26 protein-coding genes are annotated in these 23,088 nt (G+C 55.8%); 16 read left to right on the top strand and 10 right to left on the bottom strand.

Annotated elements, in window-relative coordinates; genetic code table 11:
* The first annotated feature begins 132 nt into the window (after positions 1 to 132).
* The 3 genes from AFL22_RS15345 to AFL22_RS15335 all read left to right on the top strand — a co-directional run bounded on the left by AFL22_RS15345 (position 133) and on the right by AFL22_RS15335 (position 2,429).
* Positions 133 to 654 (top strand): GNAT family N-acetyltransferase, encoded by a 522-nt coding sequence (locus AFL22_RS15345; protein ID WP_010670047.1) that lies wholly within the window; start codon positions 133 to 135, stop codon positions 652 to 654.
* 100 nt (positions 655 to 754) lie between these two features.
* Positions 755 to 1,966: a diguanylate phosphodiesterase gene (locus tag AFL22_RS15340; protein ID WP_010670046.1), complete on the top strand. Its 1,212-nt coding sequence runs from the start codon at positions 755 to 757 to the stop codon at positions 1,964 to 1,966.
* A 229-nt stretch (positions 1,967 to 2,195) separates the two neighbouring features.
* Positions 2,196 to 2,429, top strand: coding sequence for a DUF4060 family protein (locus AFL22_RS15335; RefSeq protein WP_010245542.1), 234 nt, complete (start codon positions 2,196 to 2,198; stop codon positions 2,427 to 2,429).
* A 46-nt stretch (positions 2,430 to 2,475) separates the two neighbouring features.
* Here AFL22_RS15335 and anmK read toward each other — a convergent pair whose 3' ends face one another.
* Positions 2,476 to 3,597 carry an anhydro-N-acetylmuramic acid kinase gene (gene anmK, locus AFL22_RS15330; RefSeq protein WP_052271707.1) on the bottom strand — a complete coding sequence of 374 codons (1,122 nt, stop codon included), beginning with the start codon at positions 3,595 to 3,597 and terminating at the stop codon, positions 2,476 to 2,478.
* A gap of 282 nt (positions 3,598 to 3,879) precedes the next feature.
* Between anmK and slyB the strand changes: the two genes are divergently transcribed.
* Positions 3,880 to 4,347 (top strand): outer membrane lipoprotein SlyB, encoded by a 468-nt coding sequence (gene slyB / locus AFL22_RS15325; protein WP_010245548.1) that lies wholly within the window; start codon positions 3,880 to 3,882, stop codon positions 4,345 to 4,347.
* A gap of 40 nt (positions 4,348 to 4,387) precedes the next feature.
* Here the strand turns inward: slyB and slyA are convergent, their stop codons facing one another.
* On the bottom strand, positions 4,388 to 4,825 hold the full coding sequence (gene slyA / locus AFL22_RS15320; protein ID WP_010245551.1) for a transcriptional regulator SlyA: 438 nt from the start codon (positions 4,823 to 4,825) through the stop codon (positions 4,388 to 4,390).
* Between the two features lie 150 nt (positions 4,826 to 4,975).
* On the opposite strand from slyA, the gene AFL22_RS15315 reads away from it, so the two are divergent.
* The 3 genes from AFL22_RS15315 to AFL22_RS15305 are packed head-to-tail and all read left to right on the top strand — an operon-like array spanning position 4,976 to position 8,072.
* Positions 4,976 to 5,212, top strand: coding sequence for a DUF1656 domain-containing protein (locus AFL22_RS15315; protein WP_010245554.1), 237 nt, complete (start codon positions 4,976 to 4,978; stop codon positions 5,210 to 5,212).
* Positions 5,213 to 5,217: 5 nt separating this feature from the next.
* Positions 5,218 to 6,075 (top strand): HlyD family secretion protein, encoded by an 858-nt coding sequence (locus AFL22_RS15310; protein WP_033779281.1) that lies wholly within the window; start codon positions 5,218 to 5,220, stop codon positions 6,073 to 6,075.
* Entirely contained in the window at positions 6,072 to 8,072 is a 2,001-nt protein-coding gene (locus AFL22_RS15305) for an FUSC family protein (protein ID WP_010245560.1), read from the top strand. The genes AFL22_RS15310 and AFL22_RS15305 overlap by 4 nt, the downstream gene beginning before the upstream one ends.
* Here the strand turns inward: AFL22_RS15305 and AFL22_RS15300 are convergent, their stop codons facing one another.
* The 4 genes from AFL22_RS15300 to AFL22_RS15285 all read right to left on the bottom strand — a co-directional run bounded on the left by AFL22_RS15300 (position 8,073) and on the right by AFL22_RS15285 (position 10,478).
* Positions 8,073 to 8,540 carry a hypothetical protein gene (locus AFL22_RS15300; RefSeq protein ID WP_010245563.1) on the bottom strand — a complete coding sequence of 156 codons (468 nt, stop codon included), beginning with the start codon at positions 8,538 to 8,540 and terminating at the stop codon, positions 8,073 to 8,075. It lies immediately after the preceding gene.
* A 130-nt stretch (positions 8,541 to 8,670) separates the two neighbouring features.
* Complete coding sequence (gene sodC, locus AFL22_RS15295; protein ID WP_052271706.1) at positions 8,671 to 9,189, bottom strand: superoxide dismutase family protein; 519 nt, start codon at positions 9,187 to 9,189, stop codon at positions 8,671 to 8,673.
* Positions 9,190 to 9,273: 84 nt separating this feature from the next.
* On the bottom strand, positions 9,274 to 10,170 hold the full coding sequence (locus AFL22_RS15290; protein WP_033757493.1) for an aldo/keto reductase family oxidoreductase: 897 nt from the start codon (positions 10,168 to 10,170) through the stop codon (positions 9,274 to 9,276).
* 68 nt (positions 10,171 to 10,238) lie between these two features.
* Positions 10,239 to 10,478: a DUF1289 domain-containing protein gene (locus AFL22_RS15285; protein ID WP_010245573.1), complete on the bottom strand. Its 240-nt coding sequence runs from the start codon at positions 10,476 to 10,478 to the stop codon at positions 10,239 to 10,241.
* 174 nt (positions 10,479 to 10,652) lie between these two features.
* Here AFL22_RS15285 and AFL22_RS15280 point away from each other — a divergent pair, with 174 nt between their 5' ends.
* The 4 genes from AFL22_RS15280 to rnt all read left to right on the top strand — a co-directional run bounded on the left by AFL22_RS15280 (position 10,653) and on the right by rnt (position 13,710).
* The gene (locus AFL22_RS15280) at positions 10,653 to 11,249 is read left to right on the top strand and encodes a TetR/AcrR family transcriptional regulator (RefSeq protein WP_010245576.1); all 597 of its coding nucleotides are present in this window, start codon (positions 10,653 to 10,655) and stop codon (positions 11,247 to 11,249) included.
* Positions 11,250 to 11,299: 50 nt separating this feature from the next.
* Positions 11,300 to 12,397: an alkene reductase gene (locus AFL22_RS15275; protein ID WP_010245578.1), complete on the top strand. Its 1,098-nt coding sequence runs from the start codon at positions 11,300 to 11,302 to the stop codon at positions 12,395 to 12,397.
* Positions 12,398 to 12,513: 116 nt separating this feature from the next.
* A complete protein-coding gene (gene gloA, locus AFL22_RS15270) occupies positions 12,514 to 12,921 on the top strand; it encodes a lactoylglutathione lyase (RefSeq protein ID WP_010245580.1) in 408 nt (135 codons plus the stop codon).
* A gap of 120 nt (positions 12,922 to 13,041) precedes the next feature.
* Positions 13,042 to 13,710 carry a ribonuclease T gene (rnt, locus tag AFL22_RS15265; RefSeq protein ID WP_010245582.1) on the top strand — a complete coding sequence of 223 codons (669 nt, stop codon included), beginning with the start codon at positions 13,042 to 13,044 and terminating at the stop codon, positions 13,708 to 13,710.
* A 43-nt stretch (positions 13,711 to 13,753) separates the two neighbouring features.
* Here rnt and AFL22_RS15260 read toward each other — a convergent pair whose 3' ends face one another.
* Complete coding sequence (locus AFL22_RS15260; RefSeq protein WP_170933470.1) at positions 13,754 to 14,089, bottom strand: Grx4 family monothiol glutaredoxin; 336 nt, start codon at positions 14,087 to 14,089, stop codon at positions 13,754 to 13,756.
* Positions 14,090 to 14,454: 365 nt separating this feature from the next.
* Here AFL22_RS15260 and AFL22_RS15255 point away from each other — a divergent pair, with 365 nt between their 5' ends.
* Positions 14,455 to 15,252, top strand: a complete 798-nt coding sequence (locus AFL22_RS15255; protein ID WP_010245589.1) for a C40 family peptidase — start codon at positions 14,455 to 14,457, stop codon at positions 15,250 to 15,252.
* 46 nt (positions 15,253 to 15,298) lie between these two features.
* On the opposite strand, the gene AFL22_RS24060 is transcribed toward AFL22_RS15255, so the two are convergent.
* Complete coding sequence (locus AFL22_RS24060) at positions 15,299 to 15,388, bottom strand: YnhF family membrane protein (protein ID WP_010245592.1); 90 nt, start codon at positions 15,386 to 15,388, stop codon at positions 15,299 to 15,301.
* A gap of 281 nt (positions 15,389 to 15,669) precedes the next feature.
* Between AFL22_RS24060 and purR the strand changes: the two genes are divergently transcribed.
* The gene (gene purR / locus AFL22_RS15250; protein WP_010245595.1) at positions 15,670 to 16,695 is read left to right on the top strand and encodes an HTH-type transcriptional repressor PurR; all 1,026 of its coding nucleotides are present in this window, start codon (positions 15,670 to 15,672) and stop codon (positions 16,693 to 16,695) included.
* On the opposite strand, the gene punR is transcribed toward purR, so the two are convergent.
* On the bottom strand, positions 16,692 to 17,597 hold the full coding sequence (punR, locus tag AFL22_RS15245; RefSeq protein ID WP_010245598.1) for a DNA-binding transcriptional activator PunR: 906 nt from the start codon (positions 17,595 to 17,597) through the stop codon (positions 16,692 to 16,694). The genes purR and punR overlap by 4 nt on opposite strands.
* A gap of 107 nt (positions 17,598 to 17,704) precedes the next feature.
* On the opposite strand from punR, the gene punC reads away from it, so the two are divergent.
* Together punC and cfa are read left to right on the top strand one after the other, a co-directional pair.
* Positions 17,705 to 18,904: a purine nucleoside transporter PunC gene (gene punC / locus AFL22_RS15240; RefSeq protein WP_052271705.1), complete on the top strand. Its 1,200-nt coding sequence runs from the start codon at positions 17,705 to 17,707 to the stop codon at positions 18,902 to 18,904.
* A 313-nt stretch (positions 18,905 to 19,217) separates the two neighbouring features.
* Positions 19,218 to 20,366 carry a cyclopropane fatty acyl phospholipid synthase gene (gene cfa / locus AFL22_RS15235; protein ID WP_022625742.1) on the top strand — a complete coding sequence of 383 codons (1,149 nt, stop codon included), beginning with the start codon at positions 19,218 to 19,220 and terminating at the stop codon, positions 20,364 to 20,366.
* Positions 20,367 to 20,709: 343 nt separating this feature from the next.
* On the opposite strand, the gene AFL22_RS15230 is transcribed toward cfa, so the two are convergent.
* Entirely contained in the window at positions 20,710 to 21,369 is a 660-nt protein-coding gene (locus AFL22_RS15230) for a riboflavin synthase (protein ID WP_052271704.1), read from the bottom strand.
* A 202-nt stretch (positions 21,370 to 21,571) separates the two neighbouring features.
* On the opposite strand from AFL22_RS15230, the gene AFL22_RS15225 reads away from it, so the two are divergent.
* A complete protein-coding gene (locus AFL22_RS15225; protein WP_022625743.1) occupies positions 21,572 to 22,945 on the top strand; it encodes an MATE family efflux transporter in 1,374 nt (457 codons plus the stop codon).
* The last annotated feature ends 143 nt before the right edge of the window (positions 22,946 to 23,088 follow it).

The raw sequence follows: 23,088 nt of genomic DNA, 5'->3' as shown, positions 1-23,088 counted from the left end.
GCCAGGAATAATCCTGGCGAACGACGCACTCATAAAATTTCATGAGCGCGTAATATTTATATTGCGCCCTCACATCGCCCGCTATACCGTTGTTTTTCCACCAGGTGCAGACTTTCGGGGCAAAACCGCATAATGGAAATTTTTGAGGCAGATGAACGCCACATCACGGCGATTCAGCAGATCTACGCCTGGCATGTCCTTAACGGCACCGGCTCATTTGAGACAGTGCCGCCCGACGCGGCAGAAATTGGCGAGCGGATGCGGAAGATTCAGCAGGCGGGCCTGCCGTGGTTTATCGCCGTCAGCGACGGAGAAGTACGTGGGTTCTGCTATCTGACGCCTTATCGCCCGCGCCATGCCTACCGGCATACGCTGGAGGACTCAATTTATATCGATCCCGGATTTCAGAAGCGCGGAGCCGGTTCGCGCCTGTTAAACCATGTAATCCGCTGGGCTGAGCAGGCAGGGTTCCGCCAGTTGATCGCCAACGTCGGCGACAGCGAGAACCAGGGCTCGATTGCCGTACATCGCGCCGCAGGCTTTGAGATGACAGGTATCCTGCGCTCGGTAGGTTTTAAACAGGGTCGCTGGCTGGATACCGTTTTTATGCAGCGCTCTCTGGGAACGGGCAATACCACGCTGCCGGTTGATTAAAACAGAGTCAGAGTGAGAAAGACGTACTGGTCCTCGTTTTCCCCGGAAGAAGCTTCTGGTAAGGTGCCATAACAAAAAATAAAAAATTCCGGAAACCTTTATGTTGTCGACAATCATCTATCGCAGCCACATTACTGAACATGTGCCGCTTGAGATCCTGAATGGTTTGGCGCGGAAAGCGAATAAAATCAATAAATCCTCAAGCGTCACCGGAATTTTATTATTCAATGGCACCCATTTTTTCCAGCTGCTGGAAGGTCCGGAGGCGGCGGTCAATGCAGTTTACAGCCGGATTTGCCAGGATCCACGCCACCATAATCTGGTCGAACTGCTGCGCGATTACGCCCCGGCACGCCGTTTTGGCCACGTCGGTATGGAGCTGTTCGATCTGCGGCTGCATGATAAAGAGACGGTACTGGAGGCGGTGCTGGCAAAGTGCACCACAAAGTATCAGCTGACCTATGCCGATCGCGCACTGCAGTTCCTGCGCACCTTTGTCGAAGCGCGGGAAAAAGAGAACTATTTTGAGATCCCGGCCGCCAGCGGCTGGACGTTTATCTGTGACGAGTCAGAACAGCGTGAAGGCAACGCATCGCTGGTGGCTGCGGATGAGGTCAGCTTTGCTTTTCAGCCGATCGTTGACCCCTTCGCCTGCGAAATCGTCTCGCTGGAAGCGCTGCTGCGCGGCCCGCAGGGTGAACCGCCGCTCGACTATTTTGCCCGACTGTCACGTGAGCAGCTCTATCAGCTCGATCTGAGGTCGAAAAAGATCGCCTTCGCCCAGGCGAAGCAGCTGGGGATTGAGGGAATGACTCTGTCGATCAATCTGCTGCCGATGACGCTGGTGGAAGTGCCCGACGCCGTCCCGTTTTTGCTGGATGAGATTGCTGCGCAGGGACTGGTGCCAGAGCAGATCATGGTTGAATTCACCGAGAATGAAATTATCTCGCAGCCTGAGGCCTTTGAAGCCGCCATCAGGCAGCTGAAGGCGGCCGGCATCAGCCTGGCGCTGGATGATTTCGGTGCCGGTTTTGCCGGCCTGTCGCTGCTGACGCGCATTCAGCCCGACAAGATTAAAATCGACCGTACCATCATCGCTGATGTGCATAAAAGTGGGCCGAAGCAGGCGATCATTCATGCCATTCTGAAATGCTGCTCCTCGCTGGAGATCGGTGTTATCGCCGAGGGTATTGAACAGCCGGAAGAGTGGATGTGGCTTGAAGCGGCAGGCGTGACCCAGTTTCAGGGCTTTCTGTTCTCAAAACCTGTACTCAATGGCGTTGCCGCCGTGGCCTGGCCAGAGCTGATCTGACCGCCTCTGCGATTTGGATGAATTTGCGATTTCCTGCCTTGCTGGATCCCCCGGCGGCTGCTAAATAATTAACAGCCCCGGGGGATCATCTTTCTGTCATCTTCCCGCGGCAGAGTCAGTCATTACCCAGTCAGTGATTAAATGTTTAGCAGTCAGATGTTCAGTGTTTAGGCCAGCGCTACGCGCCATGCGTGCGACGTGACTCCAGGGACAGCATTTGAGGAACTGAATGAAGCAAATCATCCGCGGTGATAAAGAACCTTCCCATATTCTCGCAGCGACTCGTGCGCTTGAAGCGCACTACTCCCGCTACGGAGAAGGTAATAAGTACCATCCCGTTATCTATTCCATCGCCTACCGCAGCCGGTTTTATCAGGTTGAGGTGATTACCCGACGTGAAACCATGGTTGCCTCGGTGATTACTGGCGTTCGCAACCTGACGCATCTCTCCGGCGCCGCCTGACGGCCGCCTGTAATCCTGCGGGGGCAGATTGCCCCCGACTCCGCGCTTAGCGTCGATAGAGTGAATTCGCCGGAAAGATTGCGCCAATCACGCTTTTTTCCCGTGCGCCCGTCACCGCAGGCAGATTACCTGGCAGGCCGGAGAGCGTGCGGAAAGCCAGCCAGGCAAACGCCAGCGCTTCCATATCGTCACCACTGACACCCGCCGCATCGGTAGTCGTTACTTCCGTTCCCGGAAGATGCGCTGCCAGTCGCGCCATCAGCAGCGGATTGCGGCTGCCGCCGCCACACACCAGCAGACGGTCGCAGCCATCATTGAGTAACACCTGCTGCGTGATGGTGATGGCGGTCAGCTCGACCAGCGTAGCCTGCACATCCTGCGCAGCCAGACCCGGGAAATAGCGCAGATGCTGCTCCAGCCAGCTGAGGTTGAAATGTTCGCGCCCGGTGCTTTTCGGCGGCGGCAACGCAAACCAGGGCTCACGTAGCAGCGCCTCCAGCAGTGCCGGAATCACCGACCCGCTGCGCGCCCACTGCGCATCTTTGTCATACGGCTGAGCCTGATTACGCCAGATCCAGGCGTCCAGCAGCATATTGCCGGGACCGGTATCGAAGCCGCGCACCGGCTGACCTGGGATCAGCAGCGAGAGATTGGCGATGCCGCCAATATTCAGCACCATGCGGCGTTCAGAAGCATCCATCAGCAGCGCCTGATGAAAGGCAGGCACCAGCGGCGCGCCCTGCCCGCCCAGCGCCATATCACGGCGGCGGAAATCTCCTACCACGGTGATGCCGGTGGCCGCCACGATCTGATTATGATCGCCAATCTGCAGCGTATTGGGTGCGTCACTCTGCGGCTCATGCCAGACGGTCTGACCATGACAGCCAATCGCTGTGATATCGCTGGCTTCAAGCGATTCGCGCTTCATTAATGTCACTACCGCTTCAGCAAACAGCTGGCCGAGGCGGGTATCGAGCTGGCCGAGCTGCGACAGCGTCAGGGACTGTCCCTGACATATCGCCAGAATCGCCTGACGCAGTTCTGGTGGCATCGGATGGCAGTAGCTGGCCTGCTGCGCCACCATATTTTCATCAATGGCAGCCAGTACCACATCCACTCCATCCAGGCTGGTGCCTGACATTACCCCAATATAGCGTCCTGATTTCATAGCCATTCCTTACTTCCGGCGGGAGGTGCGATTTATCTGCGGTTAGCCTGACAAATAATGATCGCTAATTCTATGATTAAATTCTTTTTATCCAATCGTGCTGACTGATAACGTAATGGGACTATTTTTAGTCCACGATTGAATTATTGTTGATCCTGCATAGTCTATGCTTCGTCCAGCCGTGTTTTATTCGGACAGGGATTAATTTGCCAGGTTTGTGTCTTATACTGTGAGCAGGATACAGCGTTAAACGTGGCACCTTCTCGACTAAAGGAGTTTCAAATGATTAAGCGTGTAATTGTGGTCGCTCTGGCCGGTGTGATGCTGGCAGGTTGTAGCAATACCAGTACGCTGTCGGGTGATACCTACAGTGCCAGTGAAGCTAAGCAGGTGCAGAGCGTTTCGTACGGTACCTTAGTCTCAGTACGTCCGGTGAAAATCCAGGGCGGCGATGAGAGCAATGTCATCGGTGCTATCGGTGGTGCGGTGCTGGGTGGCTTCCTGGGTAACACCATTGGCGGCGGCAGCGGACGTAGCCTGGCGACAGCCGGTGGTGCGGTTCTGGGTGGCGTAGCAGGCCAGGGCGTACAGGGCGCAGTCAATAAAACCGATGGCGTTGAGCTGGAAATCCGTAAGGATGATGGCAACACCATCATGGTGGTTCAGAAACAGGCCGCCACGCGTTACTCTGTTGGCCAGCGTGTTGTGATGGCATCCAACGGCAGCCAGGTGACGGTTTCACCTCGCTAATGAAGCTAAACAAAAAACCGACGCCTGGGCGTCGGTTTTTTTATTTCTCTTTATGCTGAAGTTCGAGAATGTTTTTTTCAAGCCGGGCGATCAGCGTCACCATCTGACTGATCTCTTCCCGACTGATGCCGGACAAAATGTCATCCCGCGTCTCATCAATCACACTCTCAACCTGTTCGATTATCGGCTCGGCCTGCTGCGTCAGCTTAATGCGCTTGGCACGACGATCGTTGGCGCAGGTCGAACGGGTGATTAATCCTTTCTCTTCCAGCTGATCCAGCGTGCGCACCAGCGAAGGCTGTTCAATACCAATCGCCTTGGCTAACTGAATCTGGGACTGTTCGGGCGGCAGTTGATGAATATTGTGCAACGTCACCCAGTGAGTCTGAGTCAGCTCAAGCGGCTTCAGCCGCTGATCAATCAACGCGCGCCAGATGCGCACCAGGCGAGATAAATCCGTTCCGAGGGGCGTATCCATTTCATCTCCTTATAATTAGCTTGCTAGCTATCAAGCCAGATTTTACACTATTCTGCGAGTTTACAGGACAAATTACAAATCCCGGACCAGGCCACGATAACGTGGCAGCGCTTTCACTCTGCTGTTTGGGTTAACGAAGGATGTTATCACGTGCTCACTCCTGCTTTTTCAGGTGCGAATCCGCTGACCGATCTGGTGGTGGGTGCCTCACTGTTTTTCCCGCCGATATTCAAAGCGGTGATCCTCGGCTTCTTTTTCTGGCTGCTGATCCACCCTCTGGTGCGTGGCTGGATCTACTCCGGCGATGTCTGGCATCCCACCCTGTTTGATCTCTCCCTGTTTGTGCTGTGCGTTACCGCCGCACTCTGGCTCATCGGTCACGGATAATCGATATGAAATTTAACGCGGTAAAATACTTCTCCACGCTGATCGTGTTTGCCCTGGCGCTGCTGGCCGGTGGCTGGCTCTGGAACTACTACATGCAGTCGCCCTGGACCCGTGACGGGAAAGTACGGGCAGAGCTGGTGGATATCACGCCTCAGGTGTCGGGACGAATTACGCAACTGAAGGTCAAAGACAATCAGTTTGTGCATCAGGGCCAGCAGCTGTTAACGCTGGACCCGGTGCCGTGGCAGATCGCGCTCGACAATGCCGCCGCCCAGCTCAGCAAAGCGCAGGCGGATCTCGCGAAAGCGCAGCATGAATTTAACCGTCGCAGCAGCCTGCCGCGCAACATCATCTCCGCAGAGGACCTTGATGCCGCGCGATTAAGCGCCGGCGCGGCGGCCGCCAGCACCAAAGCGGCACAGGCGGAGTGGGAACGGGCGCGTTGGAATCTGCAGCAGACGACGCTGACCGCACCGGCGGATGGCTGGATCACCAATCTGACGCTGCGTCCCGGCAACTATGCCACCGCGGGTTCGCCTCTGTTTGCCCTGGTCGACAGCCACTCTTACTACGTAATGGGCTACTTCGAAGAGACCAAACTGCGCCATATTCATCCAGGCGCAGCGGCCCAGGTGGTGCTCTACAGCAATGGCATGCGGCTGCAGGGTCAGGTGGATAGCATTGGCCGCGCTATCTATGACCAGAGCATTGAGACCGACAGCGGCCTGGTGCCCGATATCAAACCCAACGTGCCCTGGGTGCGGCTGGCGCAGCGGGTGCCGGTGCGTATTCGTCTCGACCCGCTTCCTGCCGATGCAGACCTGGTGGCGGGAACCAGCTGCACCATCACCATCCAGCCATGAATTTTCAGTGGCTGGCCTGGGATCAACTGCCCTGGATTAAGGCGAACGCCGGCCAGTGGCGCTATGCGTTGCGCAACGCTATTGCGATGTGCCTGGCGCTGAGCATCGCCTACGCACTGGATCTGGATGAGCCGTACTGGGCAATGACCTCTGCTGCCGTGATTAGCTTTCCCACCGTCGGCGGCGCGATCAGTAAAAGTCTGGGGCGCATCGTTGGCAGTCTGATGGGGGCCAGCGCTGCGCTGCTGATCGCCGGACATACGCTTAATGAGCCGTGGCTGTTTACCTTTGCCATTGCCGGCTGGCTGGCGCTCTGTACCGGCATAGCGAACCACTACCAGAATAATGTTGCCTACGCCTTTTCGCTGGCGGGCTACACCGCCGCCATCATCGCCTTTAGCAGCGTTAACATCACCGATATCACCTCGCTATGGACCATCGCTCAGGCACGGGTTTGCGAGGTGATCTCCGGCATTCTCTGCGCCGGATTAATGATGATGGTACTGCCGAGTACCTCCGATGGTGAGACGCTGATTACCTCACTGAAACAGATGCATGCCAGGCTGCTGGAACATGCGGTATTACTGCTGCAGCCCTCAGCCAGCGAGACCATCCGGACCGCGCATGAAAATGTCATCAGCCAGATCCTGACCATGAATCTGCTGCGGATTCAGGCGTTCTGGAGCCACTACCGCTTTCGCCGACAGAACAACGTGCTGAACTATGTGCTGCACCAGCAGCTGCGACTCACCAGCGTGCTCTCCAGCCTGCGACGCATGCTGCTGAACTGGCCCGACGCGCCAGAGGCTCTGTTTGACGCGCTGCAACAACTGCTGGCGGAGCTGGCGAAACCGGCGTGTGATAAATATCGTCTGGCGCAAATCCTGCGCAGCGTGACCCCGGCAGCGGATGGCGACTACCGGCAGCGCGCTTTTTGTCAGCGGCTGCGCTACTTCTGCTGGATGTACCTCAACGTGCTGCGCTGGATCCGCCTGCTGGATCGCGCCGATGCCGACACCCGCTTTCAGCCACCGCCGGTTCCGGCGCTGGCTCGCGACAGTGACAGCGCCGAGGCGGGCTGGAGCGCCCTGCGTACCTTCTGCGTTATCGTGCTGGGCTGCGCCTTCTGGATCAATACGCAATGGTCTTCCGGTGCCGCCGCGCTCACCTTAACCGCCATTGCCTGTGTGCTCTACGCTTCATCACCCTCACCTGGCGGCAGCGTCACGCTGCTGCTGAAGACCCTGCTGTGGCTGTTTGCGTTTAGTTTTGTGATGAAGTTTGGGCTGATGGTGCAGATCAGTCAGCTGTGGCAGTTTTTACTGTTTCTGTTCCCGCTGCTGGTGACGCTGCAACTCTTTAAGCTGCAGCAGAAGCAGCGCGCCGGGATGTGGGGACAGTTCATCGTCTTTATGGGTTCGTTTATCGCGGTGACTAATCCGCCCACATGGGATTATCAGGACTTCTTTAACGATAACATCGCCAAAGTCTGCGGGGTGCTGCTCGCCTGGCTGGCGTTCCAGATTCTGCGACCCAGCTCCGATGCGCGGCGCAGCCGACGGCATATCCGGGCGCTGCGGCTGGCGTTTCTCGATCAGCTGCGGCAGCGGCCCCGGCTCAGCGAGAGCCGCTTCGAATCGCAGATTTACCACCGTATCAGCCAGCTCAGTCACAGCCGGGACGAGCAGGCACGCGTCTGGCTACTGCGCTGGGGCGTGGTGCTGCTCAACTGCTCGCATATCGTCTGGCAGCTGCGTGAATGGCGCGCCGGTTCAGCCGCACTGATGGGGTTTCGCGATCACTGCCTGCAAGACTTACAGCAGATTATCAGCAGCCGCGGCGTGCGCCACAGCTCGCTGGATCGAATGCTGACGCAACTGGAGGAGACCATCACCGCGTTACTGGCACTGGAAAGCAACGAGGCCAGCGAGCTGGCGGGGATTATCTGGCGGTTACGCTGTTCACTGGCACAGCTGAAGCAGGCGGTGCCGGAGTGATCACTGGCAATATTGCTGCTGTTGCCGGTTAAAATCATCCTGCAGCTGTTGCAGCGTTTTATGGCCTTCGAAGCGGGTTTTATCCATTTCGGTCATCGGTTCAATCACCAGCACTTTCTCATCGGGTGAGAAGATAAACCGGCGTGTCAGTTCGGTACCGGTAAAACTCTGACCATGAATGCCACCGCACACCATAGTCATGGTACGGCGATAAATAGTGCTATCCGTGAAATTGGTTTCGGTGGCGCTGCGAAAGACCTGATCGCAACCCTGCGCTTCCAGCTTACGCACCATGTTGCGGCTCAGCCATTCACGACCCTTCGCGATCTTTTCACAGGTGATACGCATTGGGTTGGTATCGATGGTGCGCTGCAGTTCGCGTCCGGTTTCGGTGACCAGTTGCGTATCATTGGGTTTATCGCATCCCACCAGCAGCAGACACAGCAGTAATGCGCCCTTGAATTTCATTTTCCTGCTCCTTTCCCCATCACGCTTTCTTACCTGAATCAATATCATAGGGGGGAAATGTCAGGGATGGTACAACAATTCATAAACAGGCAGGAGAAAAGCGGGCGGCCATCGCCTGCCGCCCGGAAACTCAGATGACACCGCAGGCGTAGCGTGCCCCGCCACCGCCCAGCGGTTTAGGATGGTCAGCATGATTGTCACCGCCGACGTGCACCATCAGCGCTTTGCCTTTGATCTCTTTTAACGATTTCAGACGCGGCGCCAGCACCGGATAAGTGGCGCTGCCTTTGTCATCGACATAGACCGCGGGCAGGTCGCCCAAGTGCCCCTCTGTATAAGGCCCCAGATGTTTGCCGCTGTTGGCCGGATCAAGGTGACCACCCGCCGCACCGGCGGCGACCACTTTGCCTTCAGACTCGCCCGGTTCACAGCTGCCTTTAGCATGAACATGGAAACCATGAATGCCCGGCTGAAGGCCCTGCAGATCCGGCGTGAACTGCAGACCATACTGTGTCTCGTCAATCTTAACGGTGCCCAGCGATTTCCCAATCCCTTCAGCGGTAACCTGATGGATCGTAACCTGCTCGCTGGCAGCCAGTGCTGAGCCGCAGGCGATCAGTGCGAATAAGGCAACTGCTTTCATTTTCATGGTGACTCCATTTGCATACCAGGGTTTGAGATAAGTCTGGTCGCTGTTGCACTATTTTGCCGGAGATTGACGCAGTTTTACGCTTCAGGGCACATCAAATCCCAGCGCCGCCTTGCGAATACGGAACCACTGCTGACGCGACAGGGATAAGTTCAGTGCTCCGGCGGCTTCGCTGACCCGCGCCGTTTTACCTGAGCCGATGATTGGCAGCGGGCGCGATGGCAGCATCAGTATCCAGGCATAGACCACCTGCTCAAGGCTGGTGGCACCGGTTTCCTGCCGCACGGCTTCCAGTTCGTCACGCAGCGGCTGGAAATGGGGATCGTTAAACAGGCGACCGCCACCCAGACAGGACCAGGCCATCGGACGAATACGCAGCTGCTGACACTGATCCAGCGAGCCATCCAGCAGCACACTTTGCTGCACGGGTGAGATCTCCAGCTGATTTGTCACCAGCGAGAACGGCAGACGGGATTGCAGCAGGGAAAACTGTGATGGTGTGAAGTTAGAGACGCCAAAATGCAGAACCTTGCCGCTGTGATGCAGCGCCATAAAGGCTTCGGCCACCTCGTCAGCCTCCATCAGTGGATCGGGACGATGGATCAGCAGCAGGTCGAGACGATCGGTGTGGATATGGCGCAGTGAGTTTTCAGCACTCTGCAGGATATGACGTTTGTCGGTAATGTAGTGGCCTATCTGATGCTCAGGCTGGGCGCGGGTGGCGATGCCGCACTTGGTGACAATCTGTAGCTGGTCGCGCAAGCCGGGTGCCAGTTTCAGTGCCTCGCCAAACGCCGCCTCACACTGGTAGTCACCGTAGATATCCGCATGGTCAACGGTGGTGATGCCGAGTCTCACGTGGTGCTCAATAAAGGCGACCCGTTCCTGTGGCGACATCCCCCACTCCATCAGACGCCAGTACCCCATGACCAGCGGTGAAAAATCGGGCCCCTGTGAAGCGATGGCTTGCGGTTCTAACATGACGTTCTCCCTGTTGCGCGTTGGCTGAAATTAGCGTGTCAGAGAGTATAACGGAAAGCGCAAAGTCGTCAGAATAACTCCGGCTGTTGTGGCGCGTGTGGCTCCTCACCTTTCTGTTGCCGTTGCAGACGCTGACGCCGCTGCTGACAGAGACGAATGACCTCACGCTTTTGCGCATCGCTAAAGCGCAGCCAGTTGAACCGCTCATCGCGGCTGCGTAAACATCCCAGGCAGTAGCCGCGCGCATCCGTCTGGCAGATGCCGCGACAGGGGCTGGGAACCGGGAAAAACTCAAGCTGCTCGGCCACCACGCCTCCGGATTCACAGAATAAACAGTCCAGTAAAAAGCGTAGCCTGGTTGCGCAGGAAGTAAGCCACACCCGGTCAGAATTATCCTGTTCTTTGACTCAGGAGTGAACACTCTGTGCCAAATAGAGAGGGTTGCGTTGCATTAGACCGACTGGTCTACTAATCTCACTGCCATGAATAAGACGCTACAACGCAACGAAACCCGCGAACACCTGCTCCAGACAGGTGAGCAACTCTGTCTGCAACGCGGCTTTACCGGAATGGGCCTCAGCGAACTGCTGACACAGGCGGCGGTGCCGAAAGGCTCCTTCTACTACTACTTCCGTTCTAAAGAGGCGTTTGGCGTGGCGTTACTGGAACGCTATTTTGCACGTTTCCTGCAGGATGTGGCGTTGCAGCTTAACCAGACCGAAGGCACGCCGCGTGAGCGTCTGCTTAACCACTTTCGTGCTGCCGTTGATCTGTTTGTTCAGCAGGGCCACATCGTAGGCTGTCTGGGCGTCAAAGTTTCCGCGGAGGTGTGCGATCTCTCAGAGCCGATGCGTGATGCACTGCAGCAGGGTGCCGGAAAGATCACGGCACTCTACGCCCGGACCCTGATTGCCGCAGAGCAGCAGGAGTCGCTGAGCCTGCCGCAGCCCCCCGCGCAGATGGCGGAATTGCTGTCGCTGCTGTGGCTGGGTGCCAGCCTGCAGAGCAAAATTTCCCGCGAGGCGCAGCCACTGCGTCTGGCATTGAGTACCATCGAACAGTGGCTTGAACGCCGCTGATTTTTAAAAAACATGTTTGTAGACGACTGGTCTACTAATCAGGAGCTATTATGGCGAGTACCCAGCTGTTTCGTCCGCTAAAAGTCGGTGCAATTACCGTCCCAAACCGCGTATTTATGGCACCGCTGACCCGTCTGCGCAGCATTGAGCCAGGCGACATCCCTACCCCGATGATGGCTGAATATTATCGCCAGCGCGCCAGCGCCGGTTTGATCATCACCGAAGCGACCCAGATCTCTTTCCAGGCGAAAGGCTATGCCGGTGCGCCAGGCTTACATACTCAGCCACAGATTGCAGCGTGGAAAGCGATTAACGAAGGCGTGCATCAGGCTGGCGGTCACACCGCAGTACAGTTATGGCACACCGGTCGTATCTCACATAACAGCGTGCAGCCGGAAGGCAAAGCACCGGTTGCGCCATCGGCGATTGCCGCTGGCACCCGTACCTCACTGCGTGCTGAAGATGGCAGCGTCTATCGCGAAGATACCTCAACGCCGCGTGAGCTGACAGTGCCAGAGATTAAGCAGATCGTGGCAGATTTTGGCCAGGCTGCGGCCAACGCGCGTGAAGCGGACTTTGACCTGCTTGAGCTGCACTCGGCGCACGGTTACCTGATGCACCAGTTCCTGGCTCCTGGCTCAAACCAGCGTACTGATGAATATGGCGGCAGCATCGAAAAACGCGGTCGCTTTGCGCTGGAAGTGGTTGATGCGGTGATCGCTAACTGGTCAGCCGATCGCATTGGTATTCGCGTCTCACCTATCGGCAGCTTCCAGAATCTGGACAACGGCCCGGATGAAGAGGAAGCGGCGCTGTGGTATATCGGCGAGCTGGCAAAACGCAACATCGCCTATCTGCACCTCTCTGAGCCAGACTGGGCCGGCGGTCAGCCTTATACCGACGCTTTCCGTCAGAAAGTGCGTGATCTCTTCCCGGGTGCCATCATTGGTGCCGGTGCCTATACCGTTGAGAAAGCGGATGACCTGATTGGTCGCGGTCTGATCGATGCGGTTGCGTTTGGTCGCGATTACATTGCTAACCCGGATCTGGTTGAGCGTCTGCAGCAGGACGCCCCACTCAATCCACAGCGTCCGGAAAGCTTCTACGGCGGCGGCGCGGAAGGTTATATCGACTACCCAACGCTGTAACCGGTTCGGGCTGCCGTCCGGGATGATGACGGCAGCCATTATTCAATAGCGATTTTCATCGCTATACTTAGCGCCTGAGTCATCGGGCGATGGCGTTTTATTTAAAAGAGGATGTTATGCGTTTACTTCATACCATGCTGCGCGTTGGCGATCTGCAACGTTCAATCGATTTCTACACCCGTGTGCTGGGCATGCGCGTGTTGCGTCAGAGCGAAAACACCGAATACAAATATACCCTGGCATTTGTGGGCTACACCGACGAGAGCGAAGGTGCGGTGATCGAACTGACCTACAACTGGGGCGTCGATAAGTATGACCTCGGTGATGCCTATGGTCATATTGCGCTGGGCGTTGATGACGCAGCAGCGGCCTGCGAACGTATCCGCAAAGATGGCGGCAACGTGACGCGTGAAGCTGGCCCGGTTAAAGGCGGCTCCACCATTATTGCCTTTGTTGAAGATCCCGATGGTTACAAAATCGAGCTGATCGAAAACAAAGATGCCGGTAACGGCCTCGGCAACTAAACCTGCCTGTCAGCCTGCCCGATCGGGTGGGCTGAATCCCCTTCTCTGCGCTTCATCTGCTGCACCCGGCCCCGTTTTTTGCCATAATACGCGCTGCCCTTTTTCTGCAACGAGATCCTGATGTCTGAATCGAATTCCCCTAATGCACTCAATCAACGTTTCCGTGGCTTCTATCCGGTGGTGATCGACGTTGAAACCGCGGGTTTCAATGCGCAAACCGATGCGTTACTGGAGATTGCCGCTATCACGCTGAAAATGGATGAAGAGGGATGGATTCAGATTGACCAGACGCTGCATTTCAACGTCGAACCTTTTGTCGGGTCGCTGCTGCATCCCGAAGCCCTGGCCTTTACCGGCATCGATCCCAGCAATCCGCTGCGCGGCGCAGTCAGTGAATATGAGGCGCTGCACGCCATTTTCAAAATGGTGCGCAAGGGCATTAAAGACAGCGGCTGCAATCGCGCCATCATGGTGGCGCACAATGCCACCTTCGACCTGAACTTTATGTCAGCGGCGGCGGAACGAGCCAGCCTGAAGCGCAACCCGTTTCACCCGTTTGCCACCTTTGACACCGCGGCCCTGAGCGGGCTGGTTTTAGGGCAGACGGTGCTGGCGAAGGCCTGTATTGCGGCGGGCATGGAGTTTGACAGCACGCAGGCGCATTCGGCGCTCTATGATACTCAGCAGACGGCAACGCTGTTCTGCGAGCTGGTGAACCGCTGGAAGCGGTTAGGCGGCTGGCCACTGCCCTTCGCGGAAGGCGATGCAGAAGCCACGACATCCGCATAAGGGATGCCGCAATGAAAAAGGCCGACGTGATGTCGGCCTTTTTTTATTCTGCTTCTTTAAATTTTTCTGCGGTCTCTTTGATCAGCGTCTGTAGTTCACCACGCTGTAACATCTCAACGATGATGTCGCATCCACCGACCAGTTCGCCATCAACCCACAGCTGCGGGAAAGTTGGCCAGTTAGCGAATTTCGGCATCTCGGCACGAATGTCCGGGTTCTGCAGAATATCCACGTAAGCAAAACGCTCACCGCAGGCTGACAGCGCCTGCACCGCCTGTGCAGAGAAACCGCAGCTTGGCAGTTTCGGGGAACCTTTCATGTACAGCAGGATCGGGTTTTCTGCGATCTGGCGCTGAATTTTTTCTACAGTACTCATAATTGCCTTCCTTAATTCGTCACATCGTGTTTGTTTATTGTAGCGACTTCGCAGCGTGACTGAAAACGAGATTTTGATCGCTGCCCGATTAAATCGCCATCATTGTTAAGTCCTGCTCCGGGACACCTGAATTCCTGATTATTAACAGCAGGTAACAGATTAATAATTCGTAATAATTTCGTTGATATAAGACGCTGAAAATGTTCATTTTCAGCACAATTGCGTGGGTTGCAAAGATTAATATTAAAAGGCATTACAGTTTTTAAAAGAACTGGACTAGAATGGCCTGGGCGCTGATCCTGGATCAGATTAATCTCAACTTTGTCGCGGTGCGTAGTGGCCCTGACAACTTAACTAATCAACGGACTATGCGTTTAATCATTACGTTTTTCATGCTGGCCTTTGCGCAACTGTTTTTCAACATCGCCGCTGCGTCGCCTCACGCGCCGGTGAACGTCAGTACGCATAAAGCAGAGAAAAAGAGTGCGCGCGACGATGAGCGTCGCAAGCGTCGCCCGGTCAAAACGGTGACGAAAAAGACTCGCCTCAGCCCGGTTCAAAAACTAAAAACAAAAAAACTGAAAAAAGTCGAACTCACCGCAAAACAGACGCCTGCTAAGAAGACCTCGCTAAAAACCGCCCGTCTCAGTAAGAACAAAGAGAAAAAACGTTATGGTCATCAGCGCCTGCTGAAAACCGCAGAGGTCACTACCAGCGAGACCGGCACGATTAAGATGAGCAAATCTCACCGTCAGCGCTACCAGAAGGCCCGCGAAACCGCGATGACCAAGCTGATGGGTCAGTTGGGTAAACCCTATCAGTGGGGCGGCACCTCTCCCCATACCGGTTTCGATTGCAGCGGCCTGGTCTGGTACGCCTATAAAGATCTGGTGAAGTTTAAGATCCCACGTACCGCTAACGAGATGTACCACCTGCGTGATGCCGCACCGATCAAGCGTGAGTCGCTGGAGAAAGGCGATCTGGTCTTCTTCCGTATCAATGGACGCGGTACTGCGGACCATGTCGGCGTTTACCTGGGTGATGGCAAGTTTATCCAGTCGCCACGCACCGGCAAAGATATTCAGATCAGCGCGTTAGGAGAAGATTACTGGCAGCGCCACTATATTGGTGCACGTCGGGTGATGACGCCGAAAACCATACGCTGAGCAGCAGAACAACCAGAAGAGAGCCGGGATAATCCCGGCTTTTTAATTAGTGCAGAATAGCGGTAAAACTAAAGGCCACAATCATCAGCAGACAGCCCGCGGTGGTCATTAAAGCCAGTTTAAGATCGGTACTCATTGCTTGCTCCTTAGTCACACAATCAGTAGGGGTATCGCATTTTCCCACAGGGCCCGGTAAAAATCTCGTTTTATCCGTTCAGCCTTGTTAGAATCCCGCCTTTGTTGCGCAACGCGCGCAACCCTGATTCCGTTTGCGCACGTCTTAAGGCGCTTTTACGCCGCCAGCGGCCTGTTTCCTGGCCAGGAAAGCTGCATTTTTGCGGAAAAAACCCTGAGCAGACGCAAACGTTTAACACTACGCTTATCATAGAGTTAGATAAGCACTGGAGTCCGATTTTCATGGCAACAATTAAAGATGTGGCGAAACGCGCTGGCGTCTCAACGACCACCGTTTCGCACGTCATCAATAAAACCCGCTTTGTGGCTGAAGAGACGCGCAACGCGGTCTGGCAGGCGATTAAAGAACTGCACTACTCGCCGAGCGCCGTGGCGCGCAGCCTGAAAGTGAACCACACCAAGACGCTGGGCCTGCTTGCCACCTCCAGCGAAGCGCCCTATTTCGCTGAAATTATCGAAGCGGTTGAAAATCACTGCTTTGACAAAGGCTATACGCTGATTCTGGGTAATGCGCATAACGATCTGCAAAAACAGCGCGCCTATCTCAGCATGATGGCGCAGAAACGCGTCGATGGGCTGCTGGTGATGTGCTCTGAATATCCGGACGATCTGCTGCAGATGCTGGAAGAGAACCGCAATATCCCGATGGTGGTTATGGACTGGGGTGAATCGCGCGCCGACTTCACCGACACGGTACTGGATAATGCTTTTCAGGGCGGCTATCTGGCGGGACGCTATCTGATTGAACGCGGACACCGGGATATTGGTGCAATCCCCGGCCAGATGGAGCGTAACACCGGTGGCGGACGTCATGCCGGTTTCCTGAAGGCGATGGAAGAAGCGGGTATTCAGCCACGCGCCGAGTGGATTGTGCAGGGTGACTTTGAGCCGGAGTCGGGCTATCAGGCGATGCAGCAGATCCTGTCGCAGAAGCAGCGTCCGACGGCGGTGTTCTGTGGCGGTGACATCATGGCGATGGGCGCGATTTGCGCCGCCGACGAGATGGGTTTGCGCGTCCCCCAGGATATTTCGGTGATCGGCTATGACAATGTGCGCAACGCCCGCTATTTTGCACCGGCCCTGACCACAGTGCATCAGCCTAAAGCCCAGCTGGGTGAGAAAGCGCTGGAAATGCTGCTGGACCGCATTACCAGTAAGCGCGAAGTGTCACAAACGATTGAGGTCCATCCCACGCTGATTGAGCGCCGTTCCGTGGCCGATGGCCCGTTCCGCGACTATCGCCGTTAATGCTCGCTTAACCACTCCTGATTAAGCGTTTGCGCATCACCCAGATAGCTGAGCAACCAGCCTGTCGCCGGTGATGCGCGATCCTCTGCCCAGCTGACGCAGCATGGGCTGTCCGGAAACGCCACCGGCAGCGTCAGTTCAACCAGCTCGCCGCTGTCGAGCAGCGGCCTGGCCAGGTGACCGGGCACCATCGCCACACACAATCCCGCCTGCACGCACTCCAGCCCGGTTTGCCACTCCGGCACCACCAGCCGGCGCTGGTTATCCAGCGTCCATGTCATACGACGCGGCAGTGCGCGAGAAGTATCTTCCAGCACCAGGGAGGGCCAGCTCCGTAGCGTGTCATCATCTATCTGGCTCGCCTGCGTCAGAGGATGGTCGGGCGCAACCACGCAGCGCCAGTTAAGCGTGCCCATATCCCGAAAAGCAAAGCGTCCGCCCACCGGTATCGCCTGAGTGGCACCAATCGCTACCTCCACCCGGCCATCGGCCAGCGCATCCCAGACGCCGTTAAAGACTTCATAGCTGATGATCAGCTCCATATCGGGAAAGTGGCGATAGAAATCTTTGACCAGTTGTCGGGTGCGCTGAGGTTTAGCGATACGGTCAACGGCAATGCTTAGCTGGCCGCGCCAGCCGTTAGCCAGCTGCTGACACTGTCGCCGGGTGGCAAGCATTTTTTTGATGACGCTGCGCCCTTCCCGGACAAAATGCTCACCCGCCGGGGTCAGAACCACTTCGCGATGCTGCCGTTCAAATAGCGGTACCGCCAGCCAGTTTTCCAGCTGACGCACCGTATAGCTGATGGCAGAGGGCACCCGATGTAACTCCTGCGCGGCGGCGCTGAAGCTCCCCCCACGGGCGACAGCGTCAACCACCTCTAATGCATATTCTGACCACATAATCTGCCTTCAAAAATTTTAACAGCAATCGGCAAATATTACCGTTTCACAGCAGCAAACGCACCTTTTACACTCTGCCGCGTTTATCCTGCAAAAATGAGAATCAGATGCTGTCGAATAAAGGGTTTATGCCCTACCTTGCCCTGCTGAGCATGCTGGGCTTTTTAGCCACTGATATGTACCTGCCCGCCTTTGGTGCGATGCAGCAAACCTTTAACACTTCACCCGGTCTGATTAGCGCCAGTATGAGTCTCTTCCTGGGCGGCTTCGCCGTGGGTCAGCTCTTCTGGGGACCGCTTTCCGATCGCATCGGCCGTAAACCGGTGCTGCTGTCCGGACTGGCCATGTTTGGCGCTGGCTGCGCAGGCATGCTGTGGGTGAACGATATCTATCTGATGCTGGCGCTGCGTTTTGTCCAGGCGATTGGCGTCTGTGCCGCTGCCGTAAGCTGGCAGGCGCTGGTGGTGGATCGCTATCCTGCAGCGCGCGCTAACAAAGTCTTTGCCACCATTATGCCGCTGGTTGCGCTCTCTCCGGCGCTGGCTCCGCTGCTGGGTGCCTGGCTGATCGGCCACTTCCACTGGCGTTCGATTTTCCTGGTGCTGACCCTGATTGCGGTGGCGTTGATTCTGACCACGCTGCGTCTGCCCACCGTGCGCAAGGCAGCGGGAGAAAAAGGTGCGCAGCCCGGCTTTTTCACGCTGCTTAAATCCCGGGTCTACAGCGGCAACGTGCTGATCTACTCCGCCTGCTCAGCCAGCTTCTTTGCCTGGCTGACCGGATCGCCCTTTATTCTGGCGGATCTGGGTCTGTCGCCCGCCGATATCGGTCTGAGTTATGTGCCCCAGACGCTCGCCTTTTTAATTGGCGGCTTCGGCTGTCGCACCCTGCTCAACCGCTTTAACGGCGCACAGTTGCTGCCCTGGCTGCTGGCCGTCTACAGCCTGAGCATTCTGGCGCTGTTTGCTGTTGCGCTTGCTGGCAGCAGCACGCTGGTGAGTCTGATGGTACCGTTCTGCGGTATGGCGCTGGCTAACGGCGCGATCTATCCGATTGTGGTGTCCAGTGCGCTGATGCCCTTCCCGACCGCTACCGGTAAAGCCGCCGCGTTGCAGAATACACTGCAGTTAGGACTCTGTTTCGCTGCCAGCCTGGCGGTGTCGGCCGGCTTAACTCAGCCCCTATTTACCACCACACTGATGATGACGGTGACAATTGTGCTGGCGCTGATGGGTTACGCCATGCAGCGAGCCGCAAGCGCACAAACTGTTGTTGCCTCTGCGCAAACTGCCTGCCAGGATAATTAGTGACACACTGACTTTTTAGTTAGCGCCCTAACAATAAGTTATTGAATATTGACCCGCGTGAGCATATACTCATCCGGGTCAACAAATCTGTAATAAATCAACAATATAATAACGTAATAATCTGATTGGCACCCTGCTGCCGGGACGGTATTCGCGCGCGTTATTCTCACCTTACCCGACCTGCTGCAGGCTGTTCCAGTCCTCCGTATCACACAGATAACCGGTTTGCGGAGCCATCCGCATCGTTTCTCATTGCCTGAATAAATTGGCTACTCTTTGTTCAGGTTCAGATTGGACAGGTGGTGGAAAATCTATGAGTTCATCTTATGCAGAAGAAGTGAGCCTCGAAGAAAACCATTGGTATCGCATCGTTCATGAACTGCTGGAAAAAGCGGATATCGAAATTAATGGTTCACGTCCCTGGGATATTCATATTAATCATCCTGGTTTTTTTAAACGTGTTCTGCAGGAGGGCTCTCTTGGGCTCGGTGAGAGCTATATGGATGGATGGTGGGAGTGTGACCGGCTGGATATTTTCTTCCATCAGGTACTTAAACATAAACTCGATCAGCAGCTGCCTCATCACTTCAAAGATACGCTGCGCATTGCCGCCGCACGCTTAACCAATCTGCAGTCAAAAAAACGGGCGTGGATTGTTGGTAAAGAGCATTACGACCTGGGCAACGACCTCTTTTCATTGATGCTCGATCCCTACATGCAATACTCTTGTGGCTACTGGAAAGAGGCGACGACACTGGCGACGGCGCAGGAAGCCAAGCTGGATATGATCTGCCGTAAATTAGCGCTGGAACCCGGAATGTCACTGCTGGATATCGGCTGTGGCTGGGGCGGACTCGCGGAATTTGCCGCACGTCATTATGGCGTTAAAGTGCATGGCGTGACGATTTCCGCCGAACAACAGAAACTGGCGCAGCAGCGCTGTAGCGGATTAGACGTCACGATTCTGTTGCAGGATTATCGCGATCTGAATGAGCAGTTTGATCGTATTGTGTCGGTGGGTATGTTTGAACATGTCGGACCGAAAAATTATGCGACCTATTTTGACGTGGTCGATCGTAATTTAAAGCCTGACGGTATTTTCCTGCTTCACACCATCGGCGCGATTAAAACCGATATGAGTGTCGATCCCTGGATCGATAAATATATCTTCCCCAACGGCTGCCTGCCTTCGGTGCGCCATGTGGCCGATGCCAGCGAGCCCCATTTTATTCTGGAAGACTGGCACAATTTCGGCGCAGATTACGACAAAACACTGATGGCCTGGCATGAACGCTTTTTGCAGGCCTGGCCAGAGCTGGCCGATAAATATGGCGAACGCTTTAAACGGATGTTCTCCTATTATCTGAATGCCTGTGCCGGTGCCTTTCGGGCGCGTGATATTCAGCTGTGGCAGATCGTGTTCAGTCGCGGTATTGAGGGGGGATTACGGGTGGCGCGGTAGGGGTTAAAAAGCGGGCAATTAAGAAAGCGCTGCCTCGGCCAAAGACTTTATAAGAGTGGCCCGTTTTGCTTTAAGAGGAAGCGTTGCGACAGGAACAGGGTCAGATCGGAAAGTCGCAAAACCTGTCATTCCTGACACGCCCGGCCCACGCGATTACGCACCTCATCCCTGAGGTGCGCCCGTTGCCGGGCCAACGCTTTGCGTTGTTCAAAAACGCTTCCGGCGTTTTTATCCGGGCGGCGGGATGCTTTCCTCTTCTGACCCGGTTCCCTGCGCCCTGAACGTTTATAGTGCTGACAGAGTAAAACCGATTGGGCTGTCTGCGGTGCTTACGCGCCTTTTATTAACTCTCTGTCGTTGACTGGCCGGTCAGCATGCTCATCGCCGCCGCGGCATCGCGCTGTGCTAACACCCGCTCAACAGTCTCCACGATTGCCTGCGTGTGCGGATCGATTTCAATATTCACCCGGTCGCCAAAGGTCTTCGCCCCCAGCGTGGTACGCTCCAGTGTTTCCGGGATCAGATAGACGCAGAACTTAGTCTTAGTCACATCGCCTACCGTCAGGCTGATACCGTCGATGCCGACAAACCCTTTATGCAGAATATATTTCATCTGCGCCGCATCCTGGATTTTAAACCAGACCTCGCGGTTATGTTCTGACTGGATGATCTTGCAGATTTCAGCGGTGGTCATAATATGACCAGACATCAGATGTCCGCCTATTTCATCGCTGAATTTCGCTGCACGCTCAATATTGACCACATCGCCCTGACGTAAATCGCCAAGGTTAGTCACCCGCAATGTCTCTTTAATTAAATCAAAACTGACGCGGTCGCCTTCAATTGCCGTTACGGTTAAACAGCAACCGTTATGGGCTACGGATGCGCCCAGCGCCAGACCCGGTAAGAGCTCTTGCGGCAGGCGGACAGTGTGGGTGCGAAACAGTTCTTTCTCTTCAATGGACACGATTTCTGCGGTGCCCTGCACAATACCGGTAAACATAGTCTTTGCCTCTGCGAAGTTTACGCTAGTTTATCACAGCTCAGGTCGGCTGTTAGATTTCAGCCCGCCCCGCCGCTTTATAGCGGAGCAAACCGCATTGTGTGACAAAGATTGGCGAATTCTGTTACGCCAGTTACACTAGCTCGCGAAATTCCCCGGGCTTCCTGCCCCTTTTAATTCATTCAATAAGTCAGGTGTTAACGTGCAGAAGTATTTAACAGAAGCGCGTCAATTGCTGGCCCTTGCGATTCCGGTCATCCTTGCTCAGGTGGCTCAAACCGCAATGGGATTTGTGGATACCATTATGGCCGGCGCAGTCAGCGCCACGGATATGGCCGCCGTTGCTGTCGGCACCTCTGTCTGGCTACCGGCCATCCTGTTTGGTCATGGTCTTCTGCTTGCATTGACGCCCACCGTTGCGCAACTCAATGGTTCTGGCCGCCGCGAACGCATCGGTGAACAGATCCGCCAGGGATACTGGCTCGCCTTTTTCGTCTCCCTGCTGATTATGGTGCTGTTGTGGCATGCCGGTTATCTTATCCGGGCGATGCATGACATCGATCCAGTGCTGGCGCTGAAGGCAGAAGGTTATCTGCATGCCCTGCTGTTCGGCGCGCCTGGCTACCTCTTCTTCCAGGTGCTGCGCAATCAGTGCGAGGGGCTGTCGAAAACCAAACCCGGCATGGTGCTGGGCTTTTTAGGCCTGATGTTCAACATCCCGCTCAACTATGTCTTTATCTATGGCCACTTCGGCATGCCTGCCCTGGGCGGTGTCGGCTGCGGCGTGGCGACCGCCTCGGTCTACTGGGTGATGTTTATCTGCATGCGCTTCTGGGTGCGCCGGATGGGTAGCATGCGCGATATCCGTATGGAGAGCCGCTGGTCACCCCCTTCCCGTCCGATTCTGAGCCGCCTGATGACGCTGGGATTGCCGGTGGCGCTGGCACTCTTCTTTGAGGTCACGTTGTTCGCCGTGGTCGCCCTGCTGGTTTCGCCACTGGGCATCGTTAACGTGGCCGGCCACCAGATTGCGCTGAATTTCAGTTCACTGATGTTTGTATTGCCGCTGTCGCTGGGTGTCGCGACCACCATCCGCGTCGGTTATCGTCTGGGCCAGGGCTCCACCGAGCAGGCACGGGTCGCGGCCTGGACCGCACAGGGTGTAGGCATCAGCATGGCGGCGCTGACCGCCATTTTTACCGTGACGTTTCGTCATCAGATTGCCCTGCTCTATAACGACAACCCTGAAGTGGTGACGCTGGCGGCACAGCTGATGCTGCTGGCGGCAATTTATCAGTTCTCAGACTCGATACAGGTGATTGGCAGCGGGATCCTGCGCGGCTATAAAGATACGCGGTCGATTTTCTTTATTACCTTTATCGCTTACTGGCTGCTGGGACTGCCAGCCGGTTATCTGCTGGCGCTGACCGACTGGGTGGTGCCGCGCATGGGACCTGCGGGCTTCTGGTGCGGCTTTATTATCGGCCTGACCTCGGCTGCGGTGATGATGATCTGGCGCATCAGACGGTTACAGCAATCACCGGCGGAGATTATCCTGACGCGTGCAGCGCGATAACGTTCGAGGCGGGTCATTCATGGCTCGCAATGACGAAAAAAACGACGGTTAGCACAGTTGCTGTGCAGTCATGGCGAAAAAACTATTTTCCCCTTGCCAGCCTCACACGCTGCCGTTAATATTCGTCCCCGCTGTCGCCCTGA

Source organism: Pantoea sp. CFSAN033090, from assembly GCF_001264395.1.
GTDB lineage: Bacteria > Pseudomonadota > Gammaproteobacteria > Enterobacterales > Enterobacteriaceae > Pantoea > Pantoea agglomerans.
This window is presented reverse-complemented; position numbering and strand designations above follow the sequence as displayed.